Raw genomic sequence first — 25,982 nt, 5'->3', positions numbered from 1 at the left:
CTAGCACGGCCGCAACGCTACCGGAAGAGCCTTGTGCCAGTGGAGCGCTGTTCCAGAATGGTCAGGACCTGACGCGCGCGGTTCAGCACAGGTGTTGGCAACCCGGCAAGCTTGGCGACCTGAATGCCATAGGAGCGATCGGCGGCGCCTTGGCCGACCTCATGCAGAAACACGACCTCGCCTTCCCATTCGCGCACCTTCATGGTGACGTTGGAAACGCGGGACAGGGTTTTTTGAAGGCTGGTCAGCTCGTGAAAATGGGTGGCAAACAGCGCCCGACAGCCGGTAGTTTCGTGCAAAGCCTCAACGGCCGCCCACGCGATAGACAAGCCGTCAAAGGTCGCTGTGCCGCGTCCGATTTCATCAAGGATCACCAATGATCGACGGGTGGCGCGATTGAGGATGGCAGCCGTTTCGACCATTTCGACCATGAAGGTCGAACGTCCGTGTGCAATGTCGTCGGAGGCGCCGACGCGGGAAAACACCCGGTCAACGACCCCGATGTGGGCTGATGTCGCGGGCACGAAACTGCCCATTTGTGCCATGATGGCAATCAGGGCGTTTTGGCGCAGGAAGGTGGATTTTCCGCCCATGTTCGGGCCGGTGACCAGCCAAAGGCGTCCCCCGCCAATGGCGTCGGATCCTGATAGATCAGCATCGTTTGCAACAAAACTTTGCTGCTGAGCCACCACCATTTGCTCAACCACGGGATGGCGACCACCAACAATGGCGAAATTGAGCGAATTATCGATGGTAGGACGACAATAGTTGGCGGTGGCGGCGAGGTGGGCGAGGCCTGTGGTTACATCCAGTTCGGCCAGCGCATCAGCAATAGCGCGCAGCGCGTTGGTCGCCGTAACGATTTGGGCACATAATTGGCCAAAGATTGCCGTTTCGATCTGCATGGCGGCATCGTGGGCGCGGGCGATCCGCCCCTCCAGTTCCGCCAGTTCCTGGGTGGTAAAGCGCATGACGCTGGCCAGCGTCTGACGGTGAATGAAGATTTCGCGGAAGGGCGCTTCGAGCAACCTACCACCAGGAGACGAGGGGACTTCCACAAAATAGCCCAAAACGCCATTGTGGCGGATTTTCAGGGATTTTATCTCGGTTTGTTCGATAAGGCGGGCCTGAAGCGCGGCCACCACGGCCCGGGTTTCGGTGGCAAGAGCACGCTCAGCGTCCAGTTCGGCATGATAGTTCTTGCGCACAAAACCACCGTCTCGCGCCAATAGCGGTGGATCATCAGCCAGCGCCGCAGCCAATTCGGAAGCCAGATGCAGCGGCGCCGCCGCCAGCGTCGTGACCAGCCTTGACAATACCGGCGTTGTTTCAAGCCCGTCGAAACGCTGCGCCACGGCGATGGCCGCCGCTATCGCTTGCCCGACCGCAGCCAGATCGCGCGGGCCGCCACGCTCCAAGGCGACGCGGGTCAATGCGCGTGCCAGATCGGGCGCTGCCTTGAGATCGGCGCGGAGTCTGCCGGTCAACATTGTGTCGTTTGCCAGCGATCCAACGGCGTCAAGATTTTCGTTAATGGCCTCGGCGTCACAAAGCGGCGCTGCAAGCCGTTGGGCCAGAAGACGGGAACCGGGTGCCGTAACCGTCAAGTCAATGGCGTTCCGCAATGATCCTTTAGTAGCGCCACGCTGGGTCGCGAGTAACTCGAGGGAAGCGCGCGTGGCCAAGTCTATTGCCATGTGCTTGTCGGGCGCTACAGAAGTGGGAGCGCGAAGGGCGGGTGATTTGCCTTTTTGGCTGTCGAGCACATAGAAAACCAATGCGCCGAGTGCTGCCCGTGCAGCCCGCGACCATACCGTTGGATCAATGTCGGCCTCGGCAAAGACAGTTCGAAGTTGAATCGTAGCCACTTCGCTATCGAACTGTTCGGCACTCAATGGCGTAACCAGACTTGCCAAATTGGGCGGCAGCAGATGGGTAGCCATCAATTGTGTGCGCGTCACCTCGGTCATCAAAAGTTCGGCGGGATCTATGCGCGCCAACTCGTCCTGCACGGCATGGGCTGGTAGGTCGATTACATGGGTTTCGCCCGTCGATATATCGGCCCAGGCGAGGGCGAAATCGGTTTCCCCGTGACGCACGCTGGCCAAGGCCGCGAGGAAATTGGCGGCGCGGGCTTCCAGGTGATCATCTTCGGTGAGGGTGCCAGGTGTGATCAGGCGCACGACATCACGCTTGACGACCGACTTGGCGCCACGCTTTTTGGCTTCGACAGGGTCCTCGACCTGTTCGCACAACGCCACGCGATGGCCCAGTTTGATCAGTTTGTTCAAATAGTCGTTGGCGGCGTGAATGGGCACGCCGCACATGGCTATATCATCGCCAAGATGCTTGCCACGCTTGGTCAGGACGATGCCGAGGGCGGCACTGGCGATCTCGGCATCCTCGAAGAACAACTCGTAAAAGTCGCCCATGCGATAAAACAGCAAATAACCGGGATTGACTGCCTTGATCTCGAAATACTGCGCCATCATCGGCGTTAGCGCCGGGGCTTGCCCCGGTGCCTTGGCAGCACTGTCTTGCGCCTTGTTCATCCAACTCGTTGCCCATCAAGGAAAGCGGCGAACTTACGGGCAAGACGAGAAAATTCCAACAGTGATCAGGCGGTTTTTCCCGCCTTGGCAGCCGTTTTAGGTTTGGCGCCACGTTTGCGCCTGGTGGTGGGGCGATCTGCGTTCTCGGGTTCAATGACCTTGCGATAGAGATGCCATGTGGCATGGCCAAACACGGGGATCACAATGGCCAGCCCAACGAACAATGGCAGCGACCCCAAAGCAATACCCGCCGCGACCATCAGACCCCAGACAGCCATGGGTACCGGATTTTTAAGAACAGCCCGAAACGAGGTTTGTACCGCCACGAGGGCGCCAACGTCGCGATCAATCAACAATGGGAACGCCACGACGGTGGTGCAAAGGGTGAAAATAGCGAACCCAAACCCGATCAGATTGCCGACAATGATCAATGTCCAACCTTGCGGCGTGGTCAAAATCTGGGCCAGCAGCGCGTCCAATGCCATTGGCGGGGCAGCGCTGAATAGGGCTTCGTAAAGACTTTGCGCCGCGGTCAACCACAGTGTGAATACGGCGAACACCAGCAGCGCTACTGCACCAATCGAGGCAATGGCGGGCGACTGCAACACGCCAAAGGCGTGGCGCCATGACGTATCGAGCCCCGCTTCGCGACGCCGACTGATCTCGTATAGGCCAATCGCCGCAAAAGGACCGACCAGAGCAAAGCCGCCGAGCAAGGGGTAGAGCAGGGGCCACGTGTAAAAGCCGGACATCCAGATCGCCAAGGCAATACCGACGACAGGATAGATAATTGTCAACAGGACCAGGTGGGAAGGTTTTTCCCAAAAATCTGCCAACCCTGCTCGCAGGCTATTGGTCAGGTCGGCAATGGTGATCTTGCGGACGGTGGGATGAGCCAGCGTTTCGGTAGCACCGGCAACGACATGAAAGTTTGACATAATCTACTCCGCTCATTGGTGCAGAGATATTCGTCGATGTGGCCGGAAATGTTACATTTGACGCCGACGGTACGATTGCTGCACCCCACCAGCTTAGACAAGGTGCGTTGTTTTGTCGCGGGTTTCCTTGAGTTGTGATCGCTATTGGCGCAAGCTTGTGGCCGGGGCGGCCTTGGCCAAGCCCGGTCGCGGTTCTAGCTGTTTTGGGCCGACGTGTGTTTCACGTGAATCCGGTCGCCGTCACTAGAATGGCGGGCACAATGGAATGGTGATGTGAGCCATTCTGACGACGCTTGACGCACGCATGGGAGAGATAATGGCTCGTGCCGACAAAGACGTCGCTGAGCGGACGGGAACAACGACGAGGACACAATGGCACTCATATGTCATGGCCCTCGAAGCGAGTGCTGTGCCCATAGTCATCGCCGACCCTCATGCTCCCGATATGCCGCTGGTATTTGTAAATTCTGCCTTCCTGGCTTTGACTGGCTATGCCGAGCATGAAGTGCTGGGTCGCAATTGCCGGTTTCTGCAGGGCCCCGAAACGGCGGAAGCCGATCGTCTGGTCATCGAGCGGGGGCTCGCTGATCGTGCGGCAATTTCCCTCGAGATCCTCAATTATAAGAAGGACGGAAGCCCGTTCTGGAACGAACTTCATATGGCGCCGATGTATGATGAGGCTGGCGAGCCTGGAATTCTTCGTCGCCTCCCAGGTCGATATCACTGGGCGAAAAACGCGCCAGCAGGCACTGCAACAGGCGCTGGATCAGCACACGGAAGCCTTGCGCCTTCAGGCTGAAGAGACACGCCATCTGGCCCACGAAATGACGCATCGCGTTCGCAACTCCCTGTCACTGGTGCAAAGCATGCTTCGGCTTCAGGCCAGCCTCGCTCCATGAATCTGAGGCTCGTGACGCCATCGTGAGCGCAATGGGTCGGATCGAAGCGGTGATCGAAGTTCAGCGCGCCATAGAACGCGCCGATGTCGCGCCCGATTCCCGCATCGCCGATACACTCGAGGCACTATGCGGCAAGCTTGGCCAGCTAAGCCCCATTTCCGTGAGGACAGCGCTCGAGGATGTATCGGTTACGCGAGCGATGATGATGCCCTTGGCGCTCATTGTTTCGGAACTTGTAACCAATGCTCAAAAACATGGATTTTCGGACGGGGGTGCGGGCGAGATCACCGTGGGTCTGGCGTCCGCTGCTGATAACACAATCCAATTGTCGGTAAAGGATACTGGCACCGGTATCCCCGATGGCTTTGACATTGGAAAAGCCCAAGGTTTTGGGATAAAAATGCTGCAGGGGCAGATCGGTCAACTCAAGGGCGCGCTGCGCGTGGAAAGCACTGCGTCGGGTACGCTTTTTTGTGTGACCATCCCAGTCGAGGCGGAGACAGGCAAATCAGCTGCCCCCTAGCGCGATCTGCCTTATACCTCGTAGCGATCCGTCGGATCGGCGACCGGGCGATAGATAAAGCGGGAAAAATCCGCCGTGGTCGCAGTGCCGTTCAGATCGTGGGCTGCCATGCCGACAAAGGCACCGGTGAAACTGCCGTGTTCGGCGTGACCGCCACATTCATCGGACAATATCGAGGCATCGAGGACTGGTCCGATCGGGGTGAGTTCTCCATCGTCCAGCGCATGATAAAATTGCAGGGCGGCGCCCCGAATGGTCAGGGCGAGCCGAACTGAGCCGGTATTGGGTATGACGACAGGATCGGCGGGAAAGCGCAATTTGCCATCGGGAAAACTAGCCTCCGAACTCAAAATCAGTAGTTCCCGCTGCCCATCGGCGTCAGCGGTCACGGCGAGATAGAAAAAGTTGTAGCGGCCATAATAGGCAGCGAGCCCCGCCATGGTGCGTTCGTCGGTGGGAGCGAAGTCCAGCATGGTTTCAGCGTCGAAAGAAAAGTGCGTCTGGCGCCGAGCCACCAAGGCCTGTTCGAACCATGAACCGATCGATTCGCGCCCGAACAGGCGCAACGCGCCCGGTTTGGCCGTGAGCGAAAAAATGCGTTCGGTTTCAGGGGTGCGCAGCCATTGGAAGTCGATGGGCAGGGGGCGATCGGCGCTAAACGCATAATTCTGTTCAGTCCAGTAATCGGTGTCATCGCGCGCGCCGGGAACGTCAACCAGCAAAGATGGCACTGGCCCGTTCTTCACGTGAAGCCAGTCATCCTCACCCCAATAAGCCTGTTGGATGGCGGTTTCACGGCCCAGCACGCAGCGCCGTTTCTGGGTGGTCGGACGGCCCGTCAGATGCACCAGATAGGTTTGGCCGTCCGGTGTTTCGACCAGATCGCCGTGACCGGCACGCTGCAACGGGTTGAGGGGGTGATCCTTGGCAGTCAGAATGTGTTTTTGGGGATGGGTTTGATAGGGCCCGTCGATGTTGCGTGACCTGGCAAAGGTTATGGCGTGGTCATAGCCGGTGCCCCCTTCGGCGGTCAGCAGATAATACCAGCCATTGCGCCTATAGAGATGCGGGCCTTCGACCAGCTTGAGGTCTGTGCCCTTGTAGATATTCTTGATCGGGCCAACCAAATTGCCGGCCTTGGCGTCGAACTCCTGCAGCGCGATACCAGCGAACAACAGGGGACGCGCGCGATGGTCCCAGAGCATGTTGACGAACCATTTTCGACCGTCGTCATCATGGAACAGGGATGGATCAAAACCCGATGAATTTGTATAAATCGGATCGGACCAGGGCCCTTCGATATCTGGGGCGCTGACGATATAATTGTGGGCGTCCTTGAACGAGCCATCCTTGCGCTTGACGTCGGTATAGACGAGCCAGAATTTTTCGCCGTCATGGGTAAGACAGGGTGCCCAGACGCCGCAGCTGTCAGGATCGCCGCGCATGTCGAGCTGGCTGGCGCGATTGAGGGGGCGTGTCAGCAACTTCCAGTTGGCCAGATCGGTCGAGTGGTGGATTTGAACGCCCGGATACCATTCAAAGGTCGAGGTGGCGATATAGTAATCCTTGCCAACCCGCAGGATTGAGGGATCCGGATTAAAGCCAGGCAGAATGGGATTGGTGATTTGAGACACGGCTTACGACCCTCAGGGATAAATTGCGGGAACTGCAATTGGCTCGATAGTTTGTTTGTATGGAAGGGCAGGCTTTTCTGCCTGCCCCTAATCCCTGTCTAGACGAAACGGTTGATCAGGTTTTCGAGATATTCCTGCTGACCCGAACGGGGTTGGGGATTGATGTTTTCCTTTTCAACGCGCGCGGCAATTTGTGCCAATGTGCGCTCGCCGTTGAGCATGGCTTGGGCCTCAGGCGCATTCCAGCCAGCGTAGCGATCTTGGACGACCTTGTCGTAGGTGCCGTCTTCGATCAGGGCCACAGCGGCCTTGAGCGAGCGCGCCAACACATCGAGCCCACCAATGTGGCCGTGCAGTAAATCGGCAGGGTCGATAGACTGACGACGCAATTTGGCGTCAAAGTTAAAGCCACCTGGTCCCAATCCACCCGCCTTCAAGATTTGATAGAACGCTAAAGTCATTTCGGGAACGGAATTGGGGAACTGGTCAGTGTCCCAACCCGATTGCAGATCGTTGCGATTGGCGTCAACCGAACCCAAGATGCCCAACGAGGCGGCCAGCGCCAATTCATGCTCGAAACTATGATTGGCAAGGAAGGCATGGCCCACCTCGATGTTGCATTTGACGTGATTTTCAAGACCATATTTCTTGAGGAAACCATAGACTGTCGCCACGTCAAAGTCATATTGGTGCTTCGTTGGTTCCTGCGGTTTTGGCTCGATCAATATCTGGCCTTTAAAGCCGATTTTTTCGGCGTGCTCGACAACAAGCGTCAAGAACCGCCCCATTTGGTCCATTTCCTGCCCGATGCGGGTATTGAGCAGCGTTTCATAGCCTTCACGGCCACCCCAAAGCACATAGTTGGCACCACCCAACTCATGAGTGACTTGCATGGCGGTCTGCACCTGACCGGCGGCATAGGCAAAAACGTCCGGATCCGGGTTTGTCGAGGCGCCCGACATGAAACGGCGGTTGGAGAACATGTTGGCCGTACCCCAGAGCAGGCGGGTGCGGCTGGTTTCCATCTTGCGGGCAAAAATCTCGGCGATGGTGCGCACATTCTTGCTGCTCTCTGCCAAACTATCGCCCTCTGGGGCAATGTCGGCATCGTGGAAGCAAAAGAATGGCGCGTCGAGCAGGTCAAACAGTTCAAAGGCTACATCGGCCTTGAGTTTGGCGCCTTCCATGCCCTTGTCAAACCATGGACGGTCAAAAGTGCGCCCGCCAAACGGATCTCCACCTTCCCAAGCGAAACTGTGCCAATAGGCAACGGCGGGGCGGATATGATCCTCCATCCGCTTGCCCAGGACGATTTCGTCCTTGTTGTAGTGGCGATAGGCCAGCGCATTGGTGCTGTTTTCGCCTTCATATTTGACCGGAGCGATATTCTTGAAGAAATCAGTCACGAAATTGCCTCCTCGATGGCGGGATAGAGCGCGCGATAGCGCGCATATTGATCGGCATAGGCAGCCGACAGGGATTTGTCGGGTGCAATAATGGATTTGATGGCCGGCATGGTCATCACCGTTTGCGGGTCGGCACCGCTGGCAGCGCAGAGGCCCAGACGCGCTGCGCCCAGCGCGCCGCCAAAATCGCCGTCATCGGGCAGGGCGATTTCCATGTCGAGATTGGTAGCCAGAAGTTTCAGCCAAAGCGCTGATTTCGAGCCGCCCCCAACGGCCAGCAGGCGGTCAATGCTGGTGCCGGCGTCGGCGAGGACCCGCTGACAATCGCGCACTGCGAAGCTGACACCCTCCATCACCGCCTGCGTCAATCGTGCAGGATCGGACACATGCGAGAGGCCGGCAAAACTGCCGCGGGCACTGGCGTTATTGTGTGGGGTGCGTTCGCCTGACAGATAGGGCAGGAATATTTCTTCCCCCGGTCCGGTAAACTGCGCCTCTGCGGCGCCGGCCAGTTGGGCCGCGTTCTGCCCGGTCAATTTTGCGAGCCAATTGAGGCTGTCCGTGGCGGACAGGATAACACCCATCTGGTGCCAGGTGTTGGGAATGGCATGGCAAAATGCGTGCACAGCGCCTTCGGTATTGGGCCGGAACTTGTCGTTGGAAACGAACAGAACGCCCGACGTTCCCAGCGAAACAAAGCCTTCGCCGGGGCGAATGGCGCCAATGCCGCTGGCGGAGGCGGCATTGTCACCAGCCCCGCCAGCAATCACGACCTCACCATTCATGCCCCAACGGCTGGCCAGTTCCGGTTTAAGCTTGCCCGCGACCTCGGTGCCTTCGACCAATCGCGGCATGTGAGAGCGGTCAAGCCCGGTGACGCCCAGCAAGGCTTCGGACCAGTCGCGCTTGGCCACATCGAGCCAAAGGGTTCCGGCGGCATCGGACATGTCTTCGACATACTCACCGCACAGCAGCAGGCGGACATAGGCTTTGGGCAGCAGGACCTTGGCGATCCTGTCAAAAATTGCGGGCTCATTTTCGCGCACCCAGGCAATTTTTGGTGCGGTAAAGCCGGGCATGGCAATGTTGCCCGCCAACGCCCGCAGTTCGGGCAGCGCGGCCTCCATTTCAGCACATTGGGCGCTGGAGCGACCGTCATTCCACAAGATGGCGGGGCGGAGCACCTCATCGTTTTTATCAAGGAGCGTAGCGCCATGCATATGGCCGGACAGCCCGATTCCGCGAACAGCAGCGAGCGCTTGCGTATGCGTTTTCGAAAGCGAGTCAATCGCGGCAAGTGTGGCGCTCCACCAGTCGGCGGGATCCTGTTCCGACCAACCCGGGTGCGGGCGAACCGGCTCGCGCGCAGGTGCAGTGGCTTCGCCGATTATTGCGCCATCTTCAGTAATCAGGAGTGCCTTCACGCCGGACGTGCCGATATCGATGCCCAGAAAACTGGCTGTCATGATGTACGTACCTCAAAATTGCCTATCATCGCATTCAACTCCAGCGTGCCCTGGCGGGCGATCCCAATTGCGTGATGGCTTGCCTCTTAACCCAAATTGTCGCGCAGGAATATCCTGATTTCAATAGGCTTGACGTTTTCGACCGCACCCGAGCCCAGCGCCAGGGTGCGAACCGCCGCCAGTGCAGCGCGAATTTCCCCATCTGGATCCTGGTCGAGAACAACGTCGATCGTGCCGTCGGTGAGGCCCAAGCGGCTCGAGGCCGAGAGTTCATGCGCTATGACGCGTACCGACCCGGCGCGTCCAGTTTGGCGCAGCGCTGCCGTCAGCCCGGCTGTCCCAGCGCCCAGATTATAGATGCCGACAAGATCAGGATGCGATGCGAGTAACTGCTCCACGAGCACCTGGGTCTGGTGATGCTCATCGTGACCCTCAAGCGGCGGCAACGGGCGCAGTCCAGCAAATTCGGCGGCGACGGCGCGGAATCCTTCAAGTCGCTCGTGATGGTCATGCAGGTGCATTGACCCGGCTATCAGGGCGATCTTGCCACCATGGCTACAAAATCGTCCCATCAGCGAGGCGGCCGTGCGACCTGCGGCGACATTATCAATGCCGATAAAGTGGCGGCGGCTGGACGCGGGCAGATCCGACACCAAGGTCATGATCATGACGCCGCGGCGCGTTGCCGCTTCAACAGCGGCCAAAACCGATGGTTCTTCGGTGCCAACAATGACGGCACAATCGCAAAAATCAGTGGTCAACAGGTTGAGATTTTCGACAAGTGCCGCCGCGTCCAGCAGGGGCAGCCGGGTTACACCGATCTGCAAGCGCTCGATCAATGCCGTTTCAATGCGGCGAGTCGCGGCGTCAGCTAGACTATCCATGAACTCGTTGGAACCGGCGGGAATAAGAAAGCGCACGCGAAGATCGCGGGCGCGGGCCAGCAAGGACGCGGAAATATCGCGTTGAAAGCCGAGGCTGGCGACGGCCTCGGCGACTTTTTTGGCGGTGTTGGGTCGCACCCCGGTTCGATTGTTGAGCACACGATCAACGGTGGCCAGCGACACGCCGGCGGCACGCGCAACATCATGAACAGTGGCACGACGGGGGGCGGCAGCTGTCTCGCGCAATCGGGGTCTCCTTGTCGCTACCAAGTTGAAACGGGCGGCACAAAAAGGTCAAGGGCCGACATTGTCAGGGCAGCGGGGGAGGGCTAAAAGCTTGTGCCAACAGGGAGTTTGCCATGTCAGTATCGGTTTCGTCGTTCGGTCGTTTCAAAGACCAACCGGTTGAGCAATTCACTTTCACCAGCGAAACAGGCGTGGAAGTTGACATTATCAGCTTTGGCGTCGTCGTCAGGGACTGGCGTGTACCGGTTGATGCGCAGTTGCGTTCGGTCGTCCTCGGGTTTGATACCATTGAGGACTATGTCAAACACAGTCCGCATTTTGGTTCGCTTGCGGGTCGGGTCGCCAATCGTATCAAGGATGCCTCGTTCGAGCTTGACGGCGAATTATTCAAATTGCCGCCCAATGTCGGCGCACTGCAATTGCATGGCGGATCGGACGGTCTTGGCTTGCAGGTCTGGAAAGGCATCGTCAATCAGGAAGCCAACAGTGTCAGCTTTTCATGCTTCAGCCCCGATGGGGCGATGGGCTATCCGGGCAACGTCACTTTTACCGCCGTCTATACGCTTAAGCGCAATCGGCTCAGGCTCGATCTGAGCGCCACAGCGGACCGATCAACGCCAATAAGTCTGGTCCAGCATCAATATTTCAATCTGGGCACCGGACCCGACGTGCTTGACCATAAGGTCCAGATCAACTCGAGTGCCTATACCGAACTGGGCTCGGACCTATGCACCACCGGTGCAATCCTGCCCTCAAAGGGCACACAATATGATCTGCGTACGCCACGCACCCTGCGCGACAGCACTGGTGCTGCTGTCGACTATGACATCAATCTGGTGCTCGATAATGGCCGGGATCTGAATGAACCAATTGCGCTGGTCGAGGGACCTGACGGTGCGCTGACGCTGTCAATCTGGTCAGATCGACCCGGTGTGCAATTTTACAACGGGGTTTGGACCGATGTCTCAGTGCCAGGGCATAACCGGCCACACTATGGCAAGCATTCAGGGCTATGCCTTGAGGATCAGTGTTTTCCGGGCGCGCTGCACAATCCGCACTTTCCTTCCATAATTCACGGCCCAGAGCGACCTTATCGCCATTGGTGTGAAATCGAGATTTGCTGAGTGTGGAACGCTGCGATGGGAACTGTTCTGCGGCAAGACCGTTGCAGTATGCGTTAAACTGGCGCTAATCTGGCGTCATCGTTAGGTAGATCATTATCAGCGTCATAGCCATGTCCTCAAAAGCAAAGAATTTTATCGAATCGCAATTGCAACGTGCCGGGGTCTTGATCAACGGCAATCGCGCCTGGGACATCCAGGTGCACGATGAGCGCCTATATGATCGGGTGATGCGAGATGGCACACTTGGTTTGGGCGAAGGCTATATGGACGGGTGGTGGGATAGCCAGGCACTCGATCAATCTCTGTTCCGGATCATGAATGCTAAAATTCAGGACGCATTTCCCCGCGATATTGCGCTGGTTCTGAGTACTCTGCGCGGTCGCCTGCTCAATACCCAACGCCTGCGCGTCAAGGAAGTCGCGGAAAAGCACTATGATATCGGCAATGATCTTTATGGCGCGATGCTCGACAAGCGCATGATCTATTCGTGCGGTTACTGGAAGGACGTCGATAGTCTTGATGAGGCCCAAGAGGCCAAGCTCGACCTGATCTGCCGCAAGGTCGGGCTTGAACCGGGCATGCGCATTCTCGACATCGGCTCGGGCTGGGGCGGGTTTCTGCAGTTTGCCGCGGAACGCTATGGCGTAAGTGGCGTTGGCGTGACCGTGTCCAAAGAACAGGTGGCACTGGCCAATGAACGCACCAAAGGTTTGCCTGTCGAAACGCTGCTACAGGACTATTTGTCGCTCGAGGGCAAATATGATCGCGTCATATCAATCGGCATGTTCGAACATGTCGGCTACAAGAACTATCGCCGGTACTTTGAGAAGGCACGCTCGTTACTGAACGATGACGGACTAATGCTGTTGCACTCGATCGGCGGCAATCACAGCACTACTCATGGCGACCCGTGGAGTGAAAAATATATATTCCCCAATGGGATGCTTCCCTCGGTTGCTCAGATAGGCTCCGGGATCGAAAACCTCTTTGTCATGGAAGACTGGCACAATTTTGGGGCCTATTATGACCGTACGCTGATGGCCTGGTACGATAATTTCCAAGAGGCGTGGCCGCGGCTCAAAGATAATTACGACGAGCGGTTTTATCGCATGTGGAGCCTATTATCTGCGCATTTTCGCGGCCCTGTTCCGCTCGCGCAATATCGGCCTTTGGCAGGTCGTGCTGTCGCCCTATGGCGTGCCAGGCGGGTACACGAGCATTCGCTAGATGCGATTCACGTGAAACACTTATCCACAGCCTTATGCACAGGGCTACCTAGAACCGGGCGATGCGCGGCGGCAGAATTATCGGTGCGGCGAAGCCCGCCGCCAAATCGTCCCAGAACCGGGCGCCTATGGGCTCGGGAAAGACCGGGCCATCTGGCAGGGCATCGTGAGCAAACCAGTTGGCTTCAACAATGGATTCGTCTGTTGCCGGATTGGCCGCGATATTGAGGTTGCCCCCGATAGGATCTGCCAAAAACCAGAATTTGATCGAACTCTGGTCGGCGCGAAATAAATGCTCAATATAGGCGAGGTGCCCAACGGAGGTCCTTATGCCGGTTTCCTCAAGCGTTTCCCGCTCGGCAGCTTTTGACAGGGACTCGCCAGGCTCTAGACCGCCGCCGGGCGCGATCCAGAGATCATGGATGCCAGGCCGGTAATGGTGCACGAGAAGTATCTTGTCGTTTCGGATAACCAGCGCGCCGCAAGCAATCCTATGAACAGCTGCCATCTCAACCCGCCTGCATATTGATACGATAACTCAAGGCCTCGGCAATATGGGCCCGTGCGACTTTTTCAGCGCCGGCGAGATCGGCCAGAGTTCGCGCTACCTTGAGAACGCGATGATAGGCCCGAGCCGACAGCGAAAAGCGCTCAGCGGCTTGCAGCAACAACGCCTGACTTTCCCTGTCGGGATTGACCACCGCTTCAATTATGGTTGCGCTGGCGTGCGCATTGGTAAACGCCCCAACAACGCCCCGCTCGAGATAGCGCTGTCGCTGACGTTCTCGGGCATTTTTTACTCTGAGCGCCACCTGAGCCGAGGATTCCGCGCCCGCGGATGGGGCGATCATATCAGCGGCAGATACGGCTGGCACATCGATGCGAATATCGATGCGGTCGAGGAAGGGGCCGGAGACACGGCCCTGATAATCGGCGGCGCACGCGGCACCACGACGACAGGTGTGACCCGGCGTTCCGGCCATGCCGCATTTGCAGGGGTTCATGGCCGCGATCAATTGCACGCGTGATGGGTAGGAAATTCGGGCGTTGGCCCGGGCAATGACTGTTTCACCCGATTCGAGCGGCTGGCGCAGGCCGTCCAGAACCTGCGGTGAGAACTCGGGCAGTTCGTCGAGGAACAATACGCCATTGTGGGCCATGCTGACCTCTCCGGGGCGGACTTTCAAGCCACCCCCGACCAGGGCCGCCATCGAGGCAGAATGATGTGGTGCGCGAAAGGGCCGGCGATCCGACAGGGCACCACCGGCCAGTTCCCCGGCTATCGACTGTATCATTGAAACATCGAGCAGTTCACGCGGATTGAGCGGCGGCAGGATGGATGGCAATCGCGTGGCCAACATGGATTTTCCAGCGCCTGGCGGCCCGATCATCAGCATATTGTGCCCCCCGGCGGCGGCGACTTCGAGCGCCCGGCGCGCAACCTGTTGGCCACGAATATCCGCCAGATCGGGCAGAAGGGTGTTGGTTGGGGCCCGAATGGCGACCGGCCGCGCCGCAAGTTGGTGGCCGGTCAGATGATTGACCAGTGCCAAGAGGCTTTCGGCGGCGACGATATCAATGTCTTCTCCGGCCCAAGCGGCCTCGGGGCCACTGGGGGCAGGGCAGATCAGGCCCATATCGCGACTATGGGCAGCAATGGCAGCAGGCAAAGTTCCATTGACCGCAGCGAGGCGTCCATCTAGGCCAAGTTCGCCCAGCACCAGATAACCGTCGAGCGCGTCGGTTGGAATAGCGCCGATGGCTGCCATCAGACCCAGGGCGATGGGCAAATCATAGTGGCTGCCCTCCTTGGGCAGGTCGGCAGGGGCCAGATTGATGGTGATGCGTTTGGGCGGAAGTCCCAAACCGGAGGCCACGAGTGCCGCACGCACCCGTTCGCTGCTTTCCTTCACGGCCTTGTCGGGCAGACCGACCAACAAGAATTTTGGCAGGCCCGGCGCAATTTGCACCTGCACGTCAACGGGAACGGCCTCGATACCCTGAAAGGCAACAGTCTGTACGCGGGTTACCATTGTTGCTGTCCCCAATATTTTGGCACCAAACTATCAGGGGCTCGGCCTATAGACAAGAACGTTTACGGAACATTAACGCGTACATTAACCACGCAACCCGACATAAACGTTAGCGCAAGGTTTCATTAAGCGGGCCATGTTGAATCAAAGGTTGATCACATTCCTTTCCCAAAGTGCCCTTGCCATGTGTATTGCCCGTCCGATCGCGAGAACTGCCCTATGGCGTCGGTTGGCACGGGGCGGTGTGCTGGCCTTAGTAGTTATCGGCCTGGCCGCTTGCGCGCGCGGTGGCATCGGCAGCGCCATTCCGGGCGACAATCGACCGCATTCGGGTGTAGCGCGGGCGCGCAGCCTGCCGATACAAGGCATGGATATCGCGCGGTATCAGGGCGTCGTCGATTTCGGGGCGGCACGGCGCGCCGGTCAGCATTTCGTCTATATGAAATCGACCGAAGGCAAAGACTATATCGACCCCAATTTTTATACTAATTGGGCCAAGGCACGCGCCGCCGGCATGCCGCGCGGTGCCTATCATTTTATGACCTGGTGTTCACTGGCGTCCGAGCAAGCGGCGTGGTTCATCAAGATGGTGCCCAATGATCCTGATGCACTGCCGCCGGTACTCGATCTTGAATGGAACCACGTCAGCAGTTGCAAAAACAAGCCCAACCGCGAGGATGCGCTGGAAAAAGTACGCCTGATGCTAACGGCAATGGAAGTCCATACCGGCAAGCTGCCAATCATCTACACGGACATGACCTTTCATCGCGACGTTCTGGAAGGCGCGCATTTTCCCAATGCGTTCTGGCTTCGCTCAACCGCAGCCGAACCACACCAACGCTATCGCGGTCGTGATGGCTGGACGTTTTGGCAGTGGACCCAGACCGGTGTGGTTAACGGGGTCAAGCCAGAGGTTGATCGCAATGCCTTTTACGGTAGCCGGGACGATTGGACGAATTTTCTGCTGACCGGCTGTGATCCGCGCGCCATCGCCATTCTTGGCCCTACCGGGCGGTGCCTGATCGAGAAATAAATCCAGCTTGTGCGCATTTGGGCAAAGGCATAGCGTGTGCTGCCTACAGGTGGGCGATTGCGCCCGACGTAACAGGAGACGCAGATGGCCAAGGGTCAGATGAGAAGTAACAAGGAAGCCAAGAAGCCGAAAAAAGAGACGCCCAAGGCGGCAGTGGCGGCGACTGCAAACAGTTCGACTCTCGGTTCACACAAGAAAAAGTAGCGCTGACAGCGTTAAACATTGGCGGGCGGTGCGTCGCCGCCGGTATCAGGTCGTTGACCCGATTTGTGCGACATTGGGGGTTACCGGCCGATTGGCGGCGGCGGTCGACATGATGGCAAACATGATCAGGATGATCGCAGCAGCGACGCGCATTGTCGGACTCCGTTTTTGGCTATCTCATTGAGCCCGAGCGCACCGCACCGTCAATAACGACGTTAAATTTTGATTAATGCCGGGCATTTGAGGCAAATGCGTTCTAACTGCCCAAAAGGCCGCTGGTCTTGATTCCGTCGAAAACGAACTGGATGGCCAGCGCCGATAGCAATATGCCCATGACGCGCGACATGACCGACAGGCCGGTCAGGCCCAACAGACGCTGAATGGGAATGGCGACCAGCAAAGTCAGCCAGGCGAGGATCATGATGGCGGCCAGCGCCGCTAGCACAAGCCAGAATTCGAGGTCAGACTTGGCGCCGGTGGTCAGCAAAATCATGGCCGAAATTGCCCCTGGACCTGCCAAAAGCGGCAGCGCGAGTGGGAAGACCGATATATCGTCGCGCTTGTGGGATTCGGTTTCTTCTTCGTCGGTGGTACCGGTCCCACCAGAGTGACGGGCAAACACCATATCGATAGCAATCAGCAACAACAGCACGCCGCCTGCCGTGCGCAAGGCCGGAATGGTGATGCCAAACAGATCAAGTATCTGATTGCCCAAAAGCCCAAAGAACAACAGAATGAAGCCCGCGATCAAAACGCCGCGCGTTGCAAACAGGCGGCGTTGAGCTGGCGTATTGTCCTTGGTGAGCGCGGCAAAAATAAAGGCGATGTCAGCGACGCCAACGGTGGCGAAGAGTGTTGCGAATGCGACGAGAAATGTGTTCATGCCTGTCCCCGGTGACCGCCCTCAGCACTAAGGCATTTTATCGAGGCAGGCAAACCCGCCGCCCATAAGAGGTTCAACGTCGGCCGGTCAGCATGTCGAGCGTCCGGGTGGCATCCAGGCCGTAATTGAGTGTCAGTAGGACAACCAACCCAATGGCGAGATCCAGGCGTCCAAGGCCGACCAGGCTCGCCACGGCCAGGGCAAAATAGCCCATCTCCAGCTGTAGCCGGGCCCGGCCACCGATCTCTACGACCGGTGCGCCGCCATCATTGGCCATGCGAAAGACACCCCAACAGGTAGCCATGGCCAGTGGCAATAGCAGGCCGGTCGCGATCCGAATGAGCCCGTCGGAATTGGTGGCAAATCCCCACCAGCCGACCGCGAACAGCGCGGCCAGTTCGAGCGCAACTCTCAGGACCATATTGGGCCAATATAGATGATGCATCGATGTCGATCCCCAATTCAGTTGATCGATGTTTAGCTTTGGGGCGGACAGGTGGCGATTGCTCAACAGGCTATTTCTGGTCAACGAATATGAATGGCTACCGGACCCGCTTTTCGACGGCGTCCCAGATCAATACCGCAATATCGGGCCCACCGAAGCGCTTGATTTCGCGGATGCCGGTGGGGGAAGTGACATTGATCTCTGTAAGATAGTCGCCAATAACGTCTATGCCCACAAAAATCATGTCGCGCTCTTTGAGCGCCGGGGCGATAGTGGCGCAAATTTCGCGTTCGCGCGCTGTCAACTCCGATATTTCGGGCCGCCCGCCGACATGCATGTTGGAGCGTGCTTCGCCATCGGCGGGAATGCGATTGAGCCCGGCCACCGGCTCGCCGTCAATAATGATGATGCGCTTGTCACCCTTGCGCACATCGGGGAGATATTTCTGGATCATGAAGGGTTCGCGGTAATTCTGCTCGAACAATTCGAGCAGCGAGACCAGATTGTGATCGCCTTCCTGGATGAAAAACACACCGGCCCCGCCATTGCCGTAAAGCGGCTTGACGATAATGTTGCCGTGCTCCTTGCGAAACTCGTGAATCATGGTGCGATCGCGCGTCACAAGCGTCGGCGGCATCAACTGTGGAAAATCGGTGACAAGAATCTTTTCCGGCGCATTGCGTACCGCGGCCGGTGGATTGACCACCAGTGTCTGGGGGTGCAGCCGCTCCAGCAAATGGGTCAGGGTGATGTAATTCATGTCGAAGGGTGGATCCTGGCGCATATGGATCACGTCCTGGGTGGACAGGCTCGGTCCTGTGGGCGTCGCCAAGTTCGAAATGTTCGCCTTTGGGCAGGTCAAAAACGCTAACCGGTGCGGCCAAAGCCGTTAGCACATTGTCACGTAGTGCTAACGTTTCGGGCGTGTAATGGAGCAGTTGGTGACCGCGCGCCTGTGCTTCGAGCATCAGGGCGAAGGTTGAGTCGCCAAGCGGATTGATGGTGGCGATGTGATCCATCTGAACGGCGACTTTGAGCGACATCTACTTTTCCTAGCGAGCCTTGAAAGGCGTTTCTGACATGACGCGGCCAGTGACGCGGTGCAAGAAAAATCACGTCGAACCGCAAACTGTGTCGACCAAGTTCGGGATGAAGTGACAGATAATGTTCGGCGGCGCGACTGATCCGGGCGGTATTGACGGCTTCGAATGCACTGGTCAGATTTTCAAAGCTGTTACGCACCTTGACCTCAACGAAAATCACATGGCCCCAGCGCTGGGCGATCAAATCCACTTCGCCCACCGGGGTTTTGTAGCGGGTGGCCAGAATTGAATAGAATTGCAGTCGCAAATACCAGGCGGCCCAGCGTTCAGCGCGCTGCCCACCGCGATGGGCCTTTTGGCGGGCACTACTTTTGGGCTTTGAGGGCAAGGGCTGCATCATATACCTGTTTGCGCTTAAGACCGAAGGCGGCGCTGACCTCGTCAACAGCGGCGCGCAGGGGTTGATCGGCCAAGGCATCGACCAGTACCGCCTGCCAATCGGCAGCGGCGATGACGCTCGATTCGGGGGCGCCAGCTACGAGGATAACCGCTTCGCCTTTTGTGTCGCCCTGGGAAAATTCGACCGCCAGATCGGCAAGTGTGCCACGATGGACCCGCTCGAAGCGCTTGGTGAGTTCGAGCGCTACTACCGCCTGCCGGTCACCACCAAACGCGTCCGCCATGGCATTGAGACAGTTTTCAAGACGGCGAGGGCTTTCGTAATAGACCAGCGTTTCACGTGAATCAGCCATCGCCGAAAGTGCCTTTAGCCGCGCCTGAGTCTTGGTGGGCAGAAAACCGTGAAAGGCAAAAGCATCTGTTGGCAGGCCCGCGACAACCAGTGCCGACAGCAGCGCCGAGGCACCGGGAATGGCAAATACTGGCAGTCCAGCCTCGCCGAGGGCACGAATCAGCGGAAAGCCCGGATCGGACAAAAGCGGTGTCCCCGCGTCCGAAATCAGGGCAATAGCCTGCCCTTGCTGCAGACGGGCAATGATATCATCAATCCGAGCACGCTCATTGTGCTGATGCAGCGCCATGCGCGGGCCCTTGATACTGTAGTGATCCAGCAGACGAGCCGACAGGCGCGTATCCTCACACAGGACCAGATCGGCCGCCGAAAGGGTTTCGAGCGCCCGCAAGGTAATATCGCGCAAATTGCCGATGGGTGTGGCTACTACATACAACCCGGGTGCCAACGTCGGACCGGCAAAGCCTGTGCCAGCGATATAGTAGCTGCTGGTTTTTTGTGGATCGCTAGTCAAATCAAGCCTCGTTTCTGGCGTTCTTTTAGCAGTCACAGGCTGTTTGTATAGATTTGGTTAACCCAATCGGACCAAACTTGCCCAAAGTTTAACAAAGCCATCGCGACCGGCGGAGGGGATTGGCTTGAGCCGAAGGTGCGCGCGCGCAAAGCGGCAGAAAATATTTGGTTGGTGCCTCGGCGGGCTGGCCTTTGCGGGACTGGCTGGCTGTGCGCCGGGCGAATATGCCATTGGTTCGCGCACGTTTAATTGGCCCGGCCCCGGCCTGCCGCAGTCAAATGTTCCCGACACGATGGCAAATCAGATCATACCCGCCGGAACAACGGACACTCCAATTGGCGGTGTTGGGCAAAATTTTGGGCGCGGACCGGTCAAAGTCGCCCTACTGCTGCCACTGAGTGGCGATCCCGGCCTGTCCAGCGTTGGCACCTCGATGGCGAACGGGGCGCGGCTGGCGATGAATTATGTCGAAACCAGCTCGAATATTTCTGACAATATCACCGTGGTGCTCAAGGATAGCAGCGGCAGTGCTGGTGGCGCAGCCGAAGCAGCGAGCGCGGCGATTGCCGAAGGAGCGAGCCTCATTCTAGGGCCGCTCAAGGCGAACCAAGTTCGCGCGGCAGGATCGGTGGCACGAGCCGCCGGGGTGCCCATTATCGGGTTTTCCAATGATGCAAGTGCGGCCGGGCCCGGTGTATATTTGCTCAGCGTCTTGCCTGAAAACGAGGTCAAGCGCAGTTTGACTTTAGCCCAGGCGCAAGGGCGAAAAGGCTTTGCGGCGGTAGTTCCCAACACTGCGTTCGGGCGGGTGCAAGAGCGGGCGTTTAATCAGGCAACGCGAAGCCTGGGCATTTCACCGGCCGCGATCTATCATTTTTCCAACGAGACCGAGGCGCGATCCCTCACCGCGCAATTGGTAAACCAGATTGCCAACGGGCAAGTCGATGCTGTATTTTTGCCCGATCGCGGCACAGCCCCCAGCTTTGGCGCGATGATTGAGCAAGGTGGCATTGTTCGCTCGGCGATTGCCATTATCGGCTCGGCCGACTGGGAGGGGGATATGGCCATTGACAATACGTCCTACCTGACCGGGGCGATCTATCCCGCAGTTGATCCTGCGGGCTATAGCGCCATTGCAGCGGACTATCAGCGCATGTTCGGGAGTGCGCCTCACCCATTGACCACCATTGCCTATACCGCGACCATCCTGGCGAACGCTTCGGCGCTATCAATGGCGACGCCGCGCTATGATAGCGCAACAATGACGGCGCCAGCCGGGTTCCGGGGCCGTGACGGCATATTCAGGTTCAAGCCCAACGGGCAGGCCGACTATGCACTAGTGGTCAAGCAGGTAGTGCCGGGTGGTTCAAGCGTTATCGATGGACCGCGACTATAGGCACGACGATGACACCCTGGATCTGCGCCACCTGCTGCGTTGAATTCTCCCCGAGCCTGAACCCGCCCGCGCGCTGTCCGATTTGTGAAGACGAGCGGCAATATGTGGGCGCTGGAGGCCAGCGTTGGACCAGCATGTCCGAACTTGGACAGTCCCACACCAATCAGTGGGTTGAGATCGAACCCTGCCTGACCGGCATCGGGGTCAACCCGTCCACCGGGATCGGGCAAAGGGCGCTGCTGGTGCAGACCGACAAAGGCAATGTGTTGTGGGACTGCACGCCGCTGATCACCGCTGAGACCATTGCCCAGATCAAGTCGCTCGGCGGCGTTGTCGCCATGACCATGTCACATCCGCATTTTTATGCAGCAATGGTCAGTTGGAGCCAAGCACTGGGCGGGGTGCCGATCCTGTTACCCGAGGCCGACAAGGACCATGTAATGCGACCGGATCCGGCGATCACATACTGGCAGGGCGATGCACTTACAATCGTGCCGGGGGTGCGCGCGGTTCGCTGTGGCGGGCATTTTGCCGGCAGCACTGTTTTGCATTGGGCCGCTGGTGCGGGAGGCGATGGCATTCTATTGACCGGCGACACAATTCAGGTAGTGCCCGATGCCGGTTGGCTGAGTTTCATGCGCAGCTATCCCAACCTCATTCCCTTGCCCGGCCATGTCGTACGCCAGATTGCGGCGACGGTCGCGCCGCTCGAGTTTGACCGTCTCTATGGCGGTTGGTGGGACAAGTTCTTGTTGCAAGGGGCCCATGCGGCAGTTCAACGCTCTGCCGATCGCTACGTCAAAGCACTGGACTAGGCTGCCAGATCGGCGACCACGGCATCGAGAACTGGCCAGCCACGATCGGTCACGCGAAGATTGCCGTTGGGCAGGGTTTCAACAAAACCGTAGGATTTCAGGTCGCTGATCTGCTGGGCGGAAATCTGGCGACCGGAGATGGCTGTAAAGCGCTGAAGCGATATCCCTTCTCGCAATCGCAGACCCATGACCAGAAATTCGTCGCCCTGCTCCTCCCAGGTCAGCACATCATCGACAATCTGGCCGTGACCGGCTGCCAAAACCTTTTTTTGCCATTCGAAGGGCAGCTTTTCAGTGGCGGTGGCGTGGCGCTCATTGTTGATCAAGAGGCGGCCATGGGCGCCGGGGCCAATACCGACATATTCGCCGTAACGCCAATACAACAGGTTGTGCAGGCTTTCCTGTCCCGGGAGGGCATGATTGGAAATCTCATAGGCGGGCAACCCGGACGCGCGGGTCAGTTCCTGGGTCAATTCGTAAAAATCGGCCGACAGATCCTCGTCCGGCATGGCCAGTTTGCCGGCCTGATGCAGGTCGAAATAACGCGTGCCCTGCTCAATGGTCAGCTGGTAAAGCGAAATATGTCCCTTGGCCATCCATAGCGCTTCTTTAAGCTCATCCTCCCAATCGTCCAGCGTCTGGTGTGGGCGGGCATAGATCAGATCGAAGCTGGAGCGCTCGAATACCGATTGCGCAATACGAACGGCCGCGACCGCTTCTTCAACACTATGGCGCCGACCCAGGTCGGCTAGCGGTTTGGGCCTCAGTGATTGCACGCCCAGGGAGACACGATTAATGCCGGCGGCACGAAAACCCTTGAAACGGTCAACTTCAACGCTTGTGGGGTTGGCCTCGAGCGTTATTTCGGCGCCAGTTTCGACGTGCCAATATTTACCAATGGCCTTCAAAATCGCTTCGACGGCCCATGGGCTCATCAGCGAGGGGGTGCCGCCACCGAAAAATATCGATTGGACGGAACGCCCCGGCGTCAGGCTGGCGGCGTGGGCGATTTCGCGCTCATAGGCCGCGACATAGGCCTGCTCGTCGAACGGGCCGCGATGAACGTGCGAATTAAAATCGCAATAGGGACATTTGGCGGCGCAGAACGGCCAATGCACATAAATGCCGAACAGATCATTGGACTTTTCAAAAGGCATGATCGACTCCGAAATCCAGTTCACCGCGTCGGGGTTCATTCCCGTTCAATGGCACCCTCGACAAATCTGGCAAAGGCGCGCGCGCGATGCGACAGGCCAATCTGGCCATGCGCCCATGAATGCTTGTCGGAGGAAGGCATTTCCCCAAACGTGATATCGAATCCGGTGGGCATGAATACCGGATCAAAGCCAAAACCCAGGTCGCCACGCGGTGGCCAGACCAGCGTGCCATCGACGCGACCTTCGTAAAGCACATCGCGCCCATCGGGGTGGGCCAGGCAGAGCGTGGCATTAAAGGAGGCGTGGCGTTGGGCCGGCGTTGTAGCATTGGCGGCCTGAAGCGCATCTTCAACCCGCTTCATGCCGTGGGAAAAGTCCTTGTGGGGTCCCGCCCAATTGGCGGTATAGACGCCCGGGTCGCCGCCCAGCGCATCGACACACAAGCCCGAATCATCGCTGAGCGCCAGCATGTTGGCGGCCTTGGCGGCGGCATGCGCCTTGATGCGAGCGTTCTCGGCAAAGGTGGTGCCGGTTTCTTCGGGCTCTGGCAGGTCCAGCGCACCCGCCGAAATTATTTCTAGACCAAATGGGGCAAACAGTTCCTGAAATTCGGCCAGCTTGCCCAGGTTGTGCGAGGCCAGCACCAGCCGGTTACCCGAACGCAATTTGGCGATGGAGCTCATCGCTGGCCCCGGGCGCGATTGCGATTGGGCTGGGTGGACTGAGCCTGATTCAGGGCGCGCGACACATCATGCCAGATCGGACAGGACTGGCCGGGCGCACCGCGGTCAGTGTCGCCACGGGATGTTTCAGACTGGGTGGTGCGGCGCTTGAGCCAGTTGAAGAGATTCATTTGGCCAAAGCCGCTTCTTGCATTGCACTCAATTCGCCGATGCCTTTTTCAGCGAGCCCCATCAGCGCATCAAGTTCGTCGCGGCTAAAGGGGGCCTGTTCGGCGGTGCCTTGAATTTCAACAAATTTACCCAAACCAGTCATGACGAAATTGGCGTCGGTATGGGCTTCGACGTCCTCGAGATAATCGAGGTCGAGCACCGGGGTGCCGCGGTAAATGCCGCAGGAAACCGCGGCCACCGAATCACGCAGTACCGGACCCTTGGTCAGTTGGCGGGCCTCCATCCATTTGACCGCATCGGCGAGCGCCACATAAGCGCCGGTGATGGAGGCGGTACGGGTGCCCCCATCGGCTTCCAATACATCGCAATCGAGCGTGATCTGGGCTTCGCCCAATGCCTTGAGATCGACAATGGCGCGCAGCGACCGGCCTATCAGACGCTGGATTTCCTGGGTGCGACCGGACTGCTTGCCGGCAGTGGCTTCGCGCCGATTGCGGCTGCCCGTAGCGCGGGGCAACATGCCATATTCGGCGGTGACCCAGCCCTGTCCCTTGCCGCGCAACCAACCCGGAACGCTGGTTTCAACGCTGGCGGTGACCAGCACCTTGGTTGCCCCAAAGCTGATGAGAGCTGAGCCCTCGGCCTTGAGCGAAACACCACGTTCAATCGTCACGTCGCGCATTTGGTCGGTCTGGCGTCGGGATGGCCGCATGGGTCAAATCACCTTGGGCAAAATTCACATTAACCGCCTCTTAACCCTCATTAGCCCCACTCACAAGCCAGTGGCGCTTGGCGCGGGGCTTGTTTGCGCTTAAATAATGCAAGAGCGTTAAAGCGGACAATTTTAGCCAATCCCATGGTCAAACCACCCGAAGACTTTCTGGCTGTGCTTAATACCCGCAGCCAGGACATATTTAGAAAAATTGTCGAGCGGTATCTTGATACCGGGATGCCGGTGGGGTCACGCGACCTCAGCCGGATGCTTCAGGTGGGATTGTCACCAGCGTCGGTGCGCAATGTCATGGCCGATCTTGAGGATCTGGGCCTGATCGCGGCTCCCCATACCTCGGCCGGGCGCGCGCCGACCCAGGAAGGCCTGCGGTTCTTTGTCGATGCCATGCTCGAGGTTGGCACGGTCGACGAGCGCGAGCGCAGCCAGATATCCCAGCATTTCCAGGGCTCCACCAGCCAGGGACAGGTTGAAAATGTGCTTACCGAGGCCAGTTCACTGCTGTCCGGACTCAGCCAGGGCGCCGGGGTGGTCATCGCCGCAAAATCGGACATGGTGCTCAAGCATCTCGAATTTGTGCGGCTGGACGCGCAGCAGGCCATGGCGGTAATGGTAGGGCAGGATGGGCAGGTGGAAAACCGCATCGTGCCCCTGCCGGCTGGACTGACAGCGAGCGCTCTGCAACAGGCTGGTAATTATCTGGCCCATCATATCGTCGGGCGCACAATTGCAGAGGCGCGCAAGGCATTGGCGGCCCAACGCGCCGAACAGCGCGCCGAACTGGACGAATTGACTCAAAAACTTGTTGATGAGGGCCTGGCCACGCTGGCGCAACCCTCGGGCAGCGAGCAACCGACAATTATCGTGCGTGGCCGCGCCAATTTGATCAACGACACGATGGCGTCCGACGATCTGGCACGGATGCGGCAGTTGTTTGACGAGCTTGAAAGCAAGGATGGCCTGCTCGAACTTCTGGGTGATGCGGACAATGCGCAGGGCGTTCGGATATTTATCGGCTCGGAAAACAAACTGTTTTCGCTGTCGGGATCGTCGGTGATCCTGAGTCCCTACAAGGATGCCAATGACAAGGTTGTGGGCGTTCTGGGCGTCATTGGTCCCACCAGACTGAACTATGCCCGCATCGTGCCGGTGGTGGATTATACAGCCCATGTCATCAGTGCAATGATAGCGCGCAAATAGGCCAGTCAGACTCTAAGGCTTGAAAT

General features: G+C 58.3%; 23 protein-coding genes and 2 pseudogenes. 9 read left to right on the top strand and 16 right to left on the bottom strand.

Features of this window, described 5'->3' with window-relative positions; genetic code table 11:
- Positions 1-17: 17 nt before the first annotated feature.
- Together mutS and PSQ19_RS14115 are read right to left on the bottom strand one after the other, a co-directional pair.
- On the bottom strand, positions 18-2,552 hold the full coding sequence (mutS, locus tag PSQ19_RS14120; RefSeq protein ID WP_328517663.1) for a DNA mismatch repair protein MutS: 2,535 nt from the start codon (positions 2,550-2,552) through the stop codon (positions 18-20).
- Between the two features lie 65 nt (positions 2,553-2,617).
- Positions 2,618-3,490 (bottom strand): DUF2189 domain-containing protein, encoded by an 873-nt coding sequence (locus PSQ19_RS14115; protein WP_282218253.1) that lies wholly within the window; start codon positions 3,488-3,490, stop codon positions 2,618-2,620.
- Between the two features lie 316 nt (positions 3,491-3,806).
- On the opposite strand from PSQ19_RS14115, the gene PSQ19_RS14110 reads away from it, so the two are divergent.
- Genes PSQ19_RS14110 through PSQ19_RS14105 form a run of 3 tightly spaced genes read left to right on the top strand, consistent with a single transcriptional unit; the run spans position 3,807 to position 4,912 of the window.
- On the top strand, positions 3,807-4,289 hold the full coding sequence (locus PSQ19_RS14110; protein WP_282218252.1) for a PAS domain-containing protein: 483 nt from the start codon (positions 3,807-3,809) through the stop codon (positions 4,287-4,289).
- A gap of 25 nt (positions 4,290-4,314) precedes the next feature.
- Positions 4,315-4,389, top strand: a complete 75-nt coding sequence (locus tag PSQ19_RS19925) for a histidine kinase dimerization/phosphoacceptor domain -containing protein (protein WP_407649159.1) — start codon at positions 4,315-4,317, stop codon at positions 4,387-4,389.
- A 31-nt stretch (positions 4,390-4,420) separates the two neighbouring features.
- Positions 4,421-4,912, top strand: coding sequence for a sensor histidine kinase (locus tag PSQ19_RS14105; protein WP_282220710.1), 492 nt, complete (start codon positions 4,421-4,423; stop codon positions 4,910-4,912).
- Between the two features lie 11 nt (positions 4,913-4,923).
- Here PSQ19_RS14105 and PSQ19_RS14100 read toward each other — a convergent pair whose 3' ends face one another.
- The 4 genes from PSQ19_RS14100 to PSQ19_RS14085 all read right to left on the bottom strand — a co-directional run bounded on the left by PSQ19_RS14100 (position 4,924) and on the right by PSQ19_RS14085 (position 10,548).
- Complete coding sequence (locus PSQ19_RS14100) at positions 4,924-6,546, bottom strand: glycoside hydrolase family 43 protein (protein ID WP_282218251.1); 1,623 nt, start codon at positions 6,544-6,546, stop codon at positions 4,924-4,926.
- A 98-nt stretch (positions 6,547-6,644) separates the two neighbouring features.
- Positions 6,645-7,952 (bottom strand): xylose isomerase, encoded by a 1,308-nt coding sequence (gene xylA / locus PSQ19_RS14095; protein WP_282218250.1) that lies wholly within the window; start codon positions 7,950-7,952, stop codon positions 6,645-6,647.
- The gene (gene xylB, locus PSQ19_RS14090; RefSeq protein ID WP_282218249.1) at positions 7,949-9,418 is read right to left on the bottom strand and encodes a xylulokinase; all 1,470 of its coding nucleotides are present in this window, start codon (positions 9,416-9,418) and stop codon (positions 7,949-7,951) included. The genes xylA and xylB overlap by 4 nt, the downstream gene beginning before the upstream one ends.
- Positions 9,419-9,504: 86 nt before the next feature.
- Positions 9,505-10,548: a LacI family DNA-binding transcriptional regulator gene (locus PSQ19_RS14085; RefSeq protein ID WP_282218248.1), complete on the bottom strand. Its 1,044-nt coding sequence runs from the start codon at positions 10,546-10,548 to the stop codon at positions 9,505-9,507.
- 113 nt (positions 10,549-10,661) lie between these two features.
- Between PSQ19_RS14085 and PSQ19_RS14080 the strand changes: the two genes are divergently transcribed.
- Both PSQ19_RS14080 and cfa read left to right on the top strand, forming a co-directional pair.
- Positions 10,662-11,672, top strand: coding sequence for an aldose epimerase family protein (locus PSQ19_RS14080; RefSeq protein ID WP_282218247.1), 1,011 nt, complete (start codon positions 10,662-10,664; stop codon positions 11,670-11,672).
- Between the two features lie 110 nt (positions 11,673-11,782).
- Positions 11,783-12,733 (top strand): annotated as a pseudogene (cfa, locus tag PSQ19_RS14075) (cyclopropane fatty acyl phospholipid synthase); the annotation flags it as partial.
- A gap of 214 nt (positions 12,734-12,947) precedes the next feature.
- On the opposite strand, the gene PSQ19_RS19920 reads toward cfa, so the two are convergent.
- Both PSQ19_RS19920 and PSQ19_RS14070 read right to left on the bottom strand, forming a co-directional pair.
- Positions 12,948-13,406 carry an NUDIX domain-containing protein gene (locus tag PSQ19_RS19920; RefSeq protein ID WP_407649000.1) on the bottom strand — a complete coding sequence of 153 codons (459 nt, stop codon included), beginning with the start codon at positions 13,404-13,406 and terminating at the stop codon, positions 12,948-12,950.
- A 1-nt stretch (position 13,407) separates the two neighbouring features.
- Positions 13,408-14,931: a YifB family Mg chelatase-like AAA ATPase gene (locus PSQ19_RS14070; protein ID WP_282218245.1), complete on the bottom strand. Its 1,524-nt coding sequence runs from the start codon at positions 14,929-14,931 to the stop codon at positions 13,408-13,410.
- A 244-nt stretch (positions 14,932-15,175) separates the two neighbouring features.
- On the opposite strand from PSQ19_RS14070, the gene PSQ19_RS14065 reads away from it, so the two are divergent.
- Positions 15,176-15,964, top strand: coding sequence for a GH25 family lysozyme (locus PSQ19_RS14065; RefSeq protein ID WP_282218244.1), 789 nt, complete (start codon positions 15,176-15,178; stop codon positions 15,962-15,964).
- A 460-nt stretch (positions 15,965-16,424) separates the two neighbouring features.
- Here PSQ19_RS14065 and PSQ19_RS14060 read toward each other — a convergent pair whose 3' ends face one another.
- The 5 genes and pseudogenes from PSQ19_RS14060 to rsmI all read right to left on the bottom strand — a co-directional run bounded on the left by PSQ19_RS14060 (position 16,425) and on the right by rsmI (position 19,804).
- On the bottom strand, positions 16,425-17,051 hold the full coding sequence (locus PSQ19_RS14060; protein ID WP_282218243.1) for a MarC family protein: 627 nt from the start codon (positions 17,049-17,051) through the stop codon (positions 16,425-16,427).
- Positions 17,052-17,124: 73 nt separating this feature from the next.
- Positions 17,125-17,472, bottom strand: a complete 348-nt coding sequence (locus PSQ19_RS14055) for a YrdB family protein (protein ID WP_282218242.1) — start codon at positions 17,470-17,472, stop codon at positions 17,125-17,127.
- A 121-nt stretch (positions 17,473-17,593) separates the two neighbouring features.
- Positions 17,594-18,515: pseudogene (gshB, locus tag PSQ19_RS14050) on the bottom strand (glutathione synthase).
- Positions 18,397-18,927 (bottom strand): YraN family protein, encoded by a 531-nt coding sequence (locus PSQ19_RS14045; protein ID WP_282218241.1) that lies wholly within the window; start codon positions 18,925-18,927, stop codon positions 18,397-18,399. Before PSQ19_RS14045 ends, gshB begins: the two are co-directional and overlap by 119 nt.
- Positions 18,905-19,804, bottom strand: a complete 900-nt coding sequence (rsmI, locus tag PSQ19_RS14040) for a 16S rRNA (cytidine(1402)-2'-O)-methyltransferase (RefSeq protein WP_282218240.1) — start codon at positions 19,802-19,804, stop codon at positions 18,905-18,907. The genes PSQ19_RS14045 and rsmI overlap by 23 nt, the downstream gene beginning before the upstream one ends.
- Before the next feature lie 124 nt (positions 19,805-19,928).
- Between rsmI and PSQ19_RS14035 the strand changes: the two genes are divergently transcribed.
- Together PSQ19_RS14035 and PSQ19_RS14030 are read left to right on the top strand one after the other, a co-directional pair.
- Positions 19,929-21,200, top strand: coding sequence for a penicillin-binding protein activator (locus tag PSQ19_RS14035; protein ID WP_282218239.1), 1,272 nt, complete (start codon positions 19,929-19,931; stop codon positions 21,198-21,200).
- A gap of 8 nt (positions 21,201-21,208) precedes the next feature.
- A complete protein-coding gene (locus tag PSQ19_RS14030; protein WP_282218238.1) occupies positions 21,209-22,015 on the top strand; it encodes an MBL fold metallo-hydrolase in 807 nt (268 codons plus the stop codon).
- Here the strand turns inward: PSQ19_RS14030 and hemW are convergent.
- The 3 genes from hemW to rph form a co-directional block, all read right to left on the bottom strand.
- Positions 22,012-23,172, bottom strand: coding sequence for a radical SAM family heme chaperone HemW (gene hemW, locus PSQ19_RS14025; protein ID WP_282218237.1), 1,161 nt, complete (start codon positions 23,170-23,172; stop codon positions 22,012-22,014). The genes PSQ19_RS14030 and hemW overlap by 4 nt on opposite strands.
- A 35-nt stretch (positions 23,173-23,207) precedes the next feature.
- Entirely contained in the window at positions 23,208-23,855 is a 648-nt protein-coding gene (locus PSQ19_RS14020; RefSeq protein WP_282218236.1) for a non-canonical purine NTP pyrophosphatase, read from the bottom strand.
- A 166-nt stretch (positions 23,856-24,021) separates the two neighbouring features.
- Positions 24,022-24,738: a ribonuclease PH gene (gene rph / locus PSQ19_RS14015; protein WP_282218235.1), complete on the bottom strand. Its 717-nt coding sequence runs from the start codon at positions 24,736-24,738 to the stop codon at positions 24,022-24,024.
- 144 nt (positions 24,739-24,882) lie between these two features.
- Between rph and hrcA the strand changes: the two genes are divergently transcribed.
- Complete coding sequence (hrcA, locus tag PSQ19_RS14010; protein WP_282218234.1) at positions 24,883-25,956, top strand: heat-inducible transcriptional repressor HrcA; 1,074 nt, start codon at positions 24,883-24,885, stop codon at positions 25,954-25,956.
- The last annotated feature ends 26 nt before the right edge of the window (positions 25,957-25,982 follow it).

It is taken from the genome of Devosia algicola (assembly GCF_028816455.1).
In the GTDB taxonomy this organism is placed as follows: domain Bacteria; phylum Pseudomonadota; class Alphaproteobacteria; order Rhizobiales; family Devosiaceae; genus Devosia; species Devosia algicola.
This window is presented reverse-complemented; position numbering and strand designations above follow the sequence as displayed.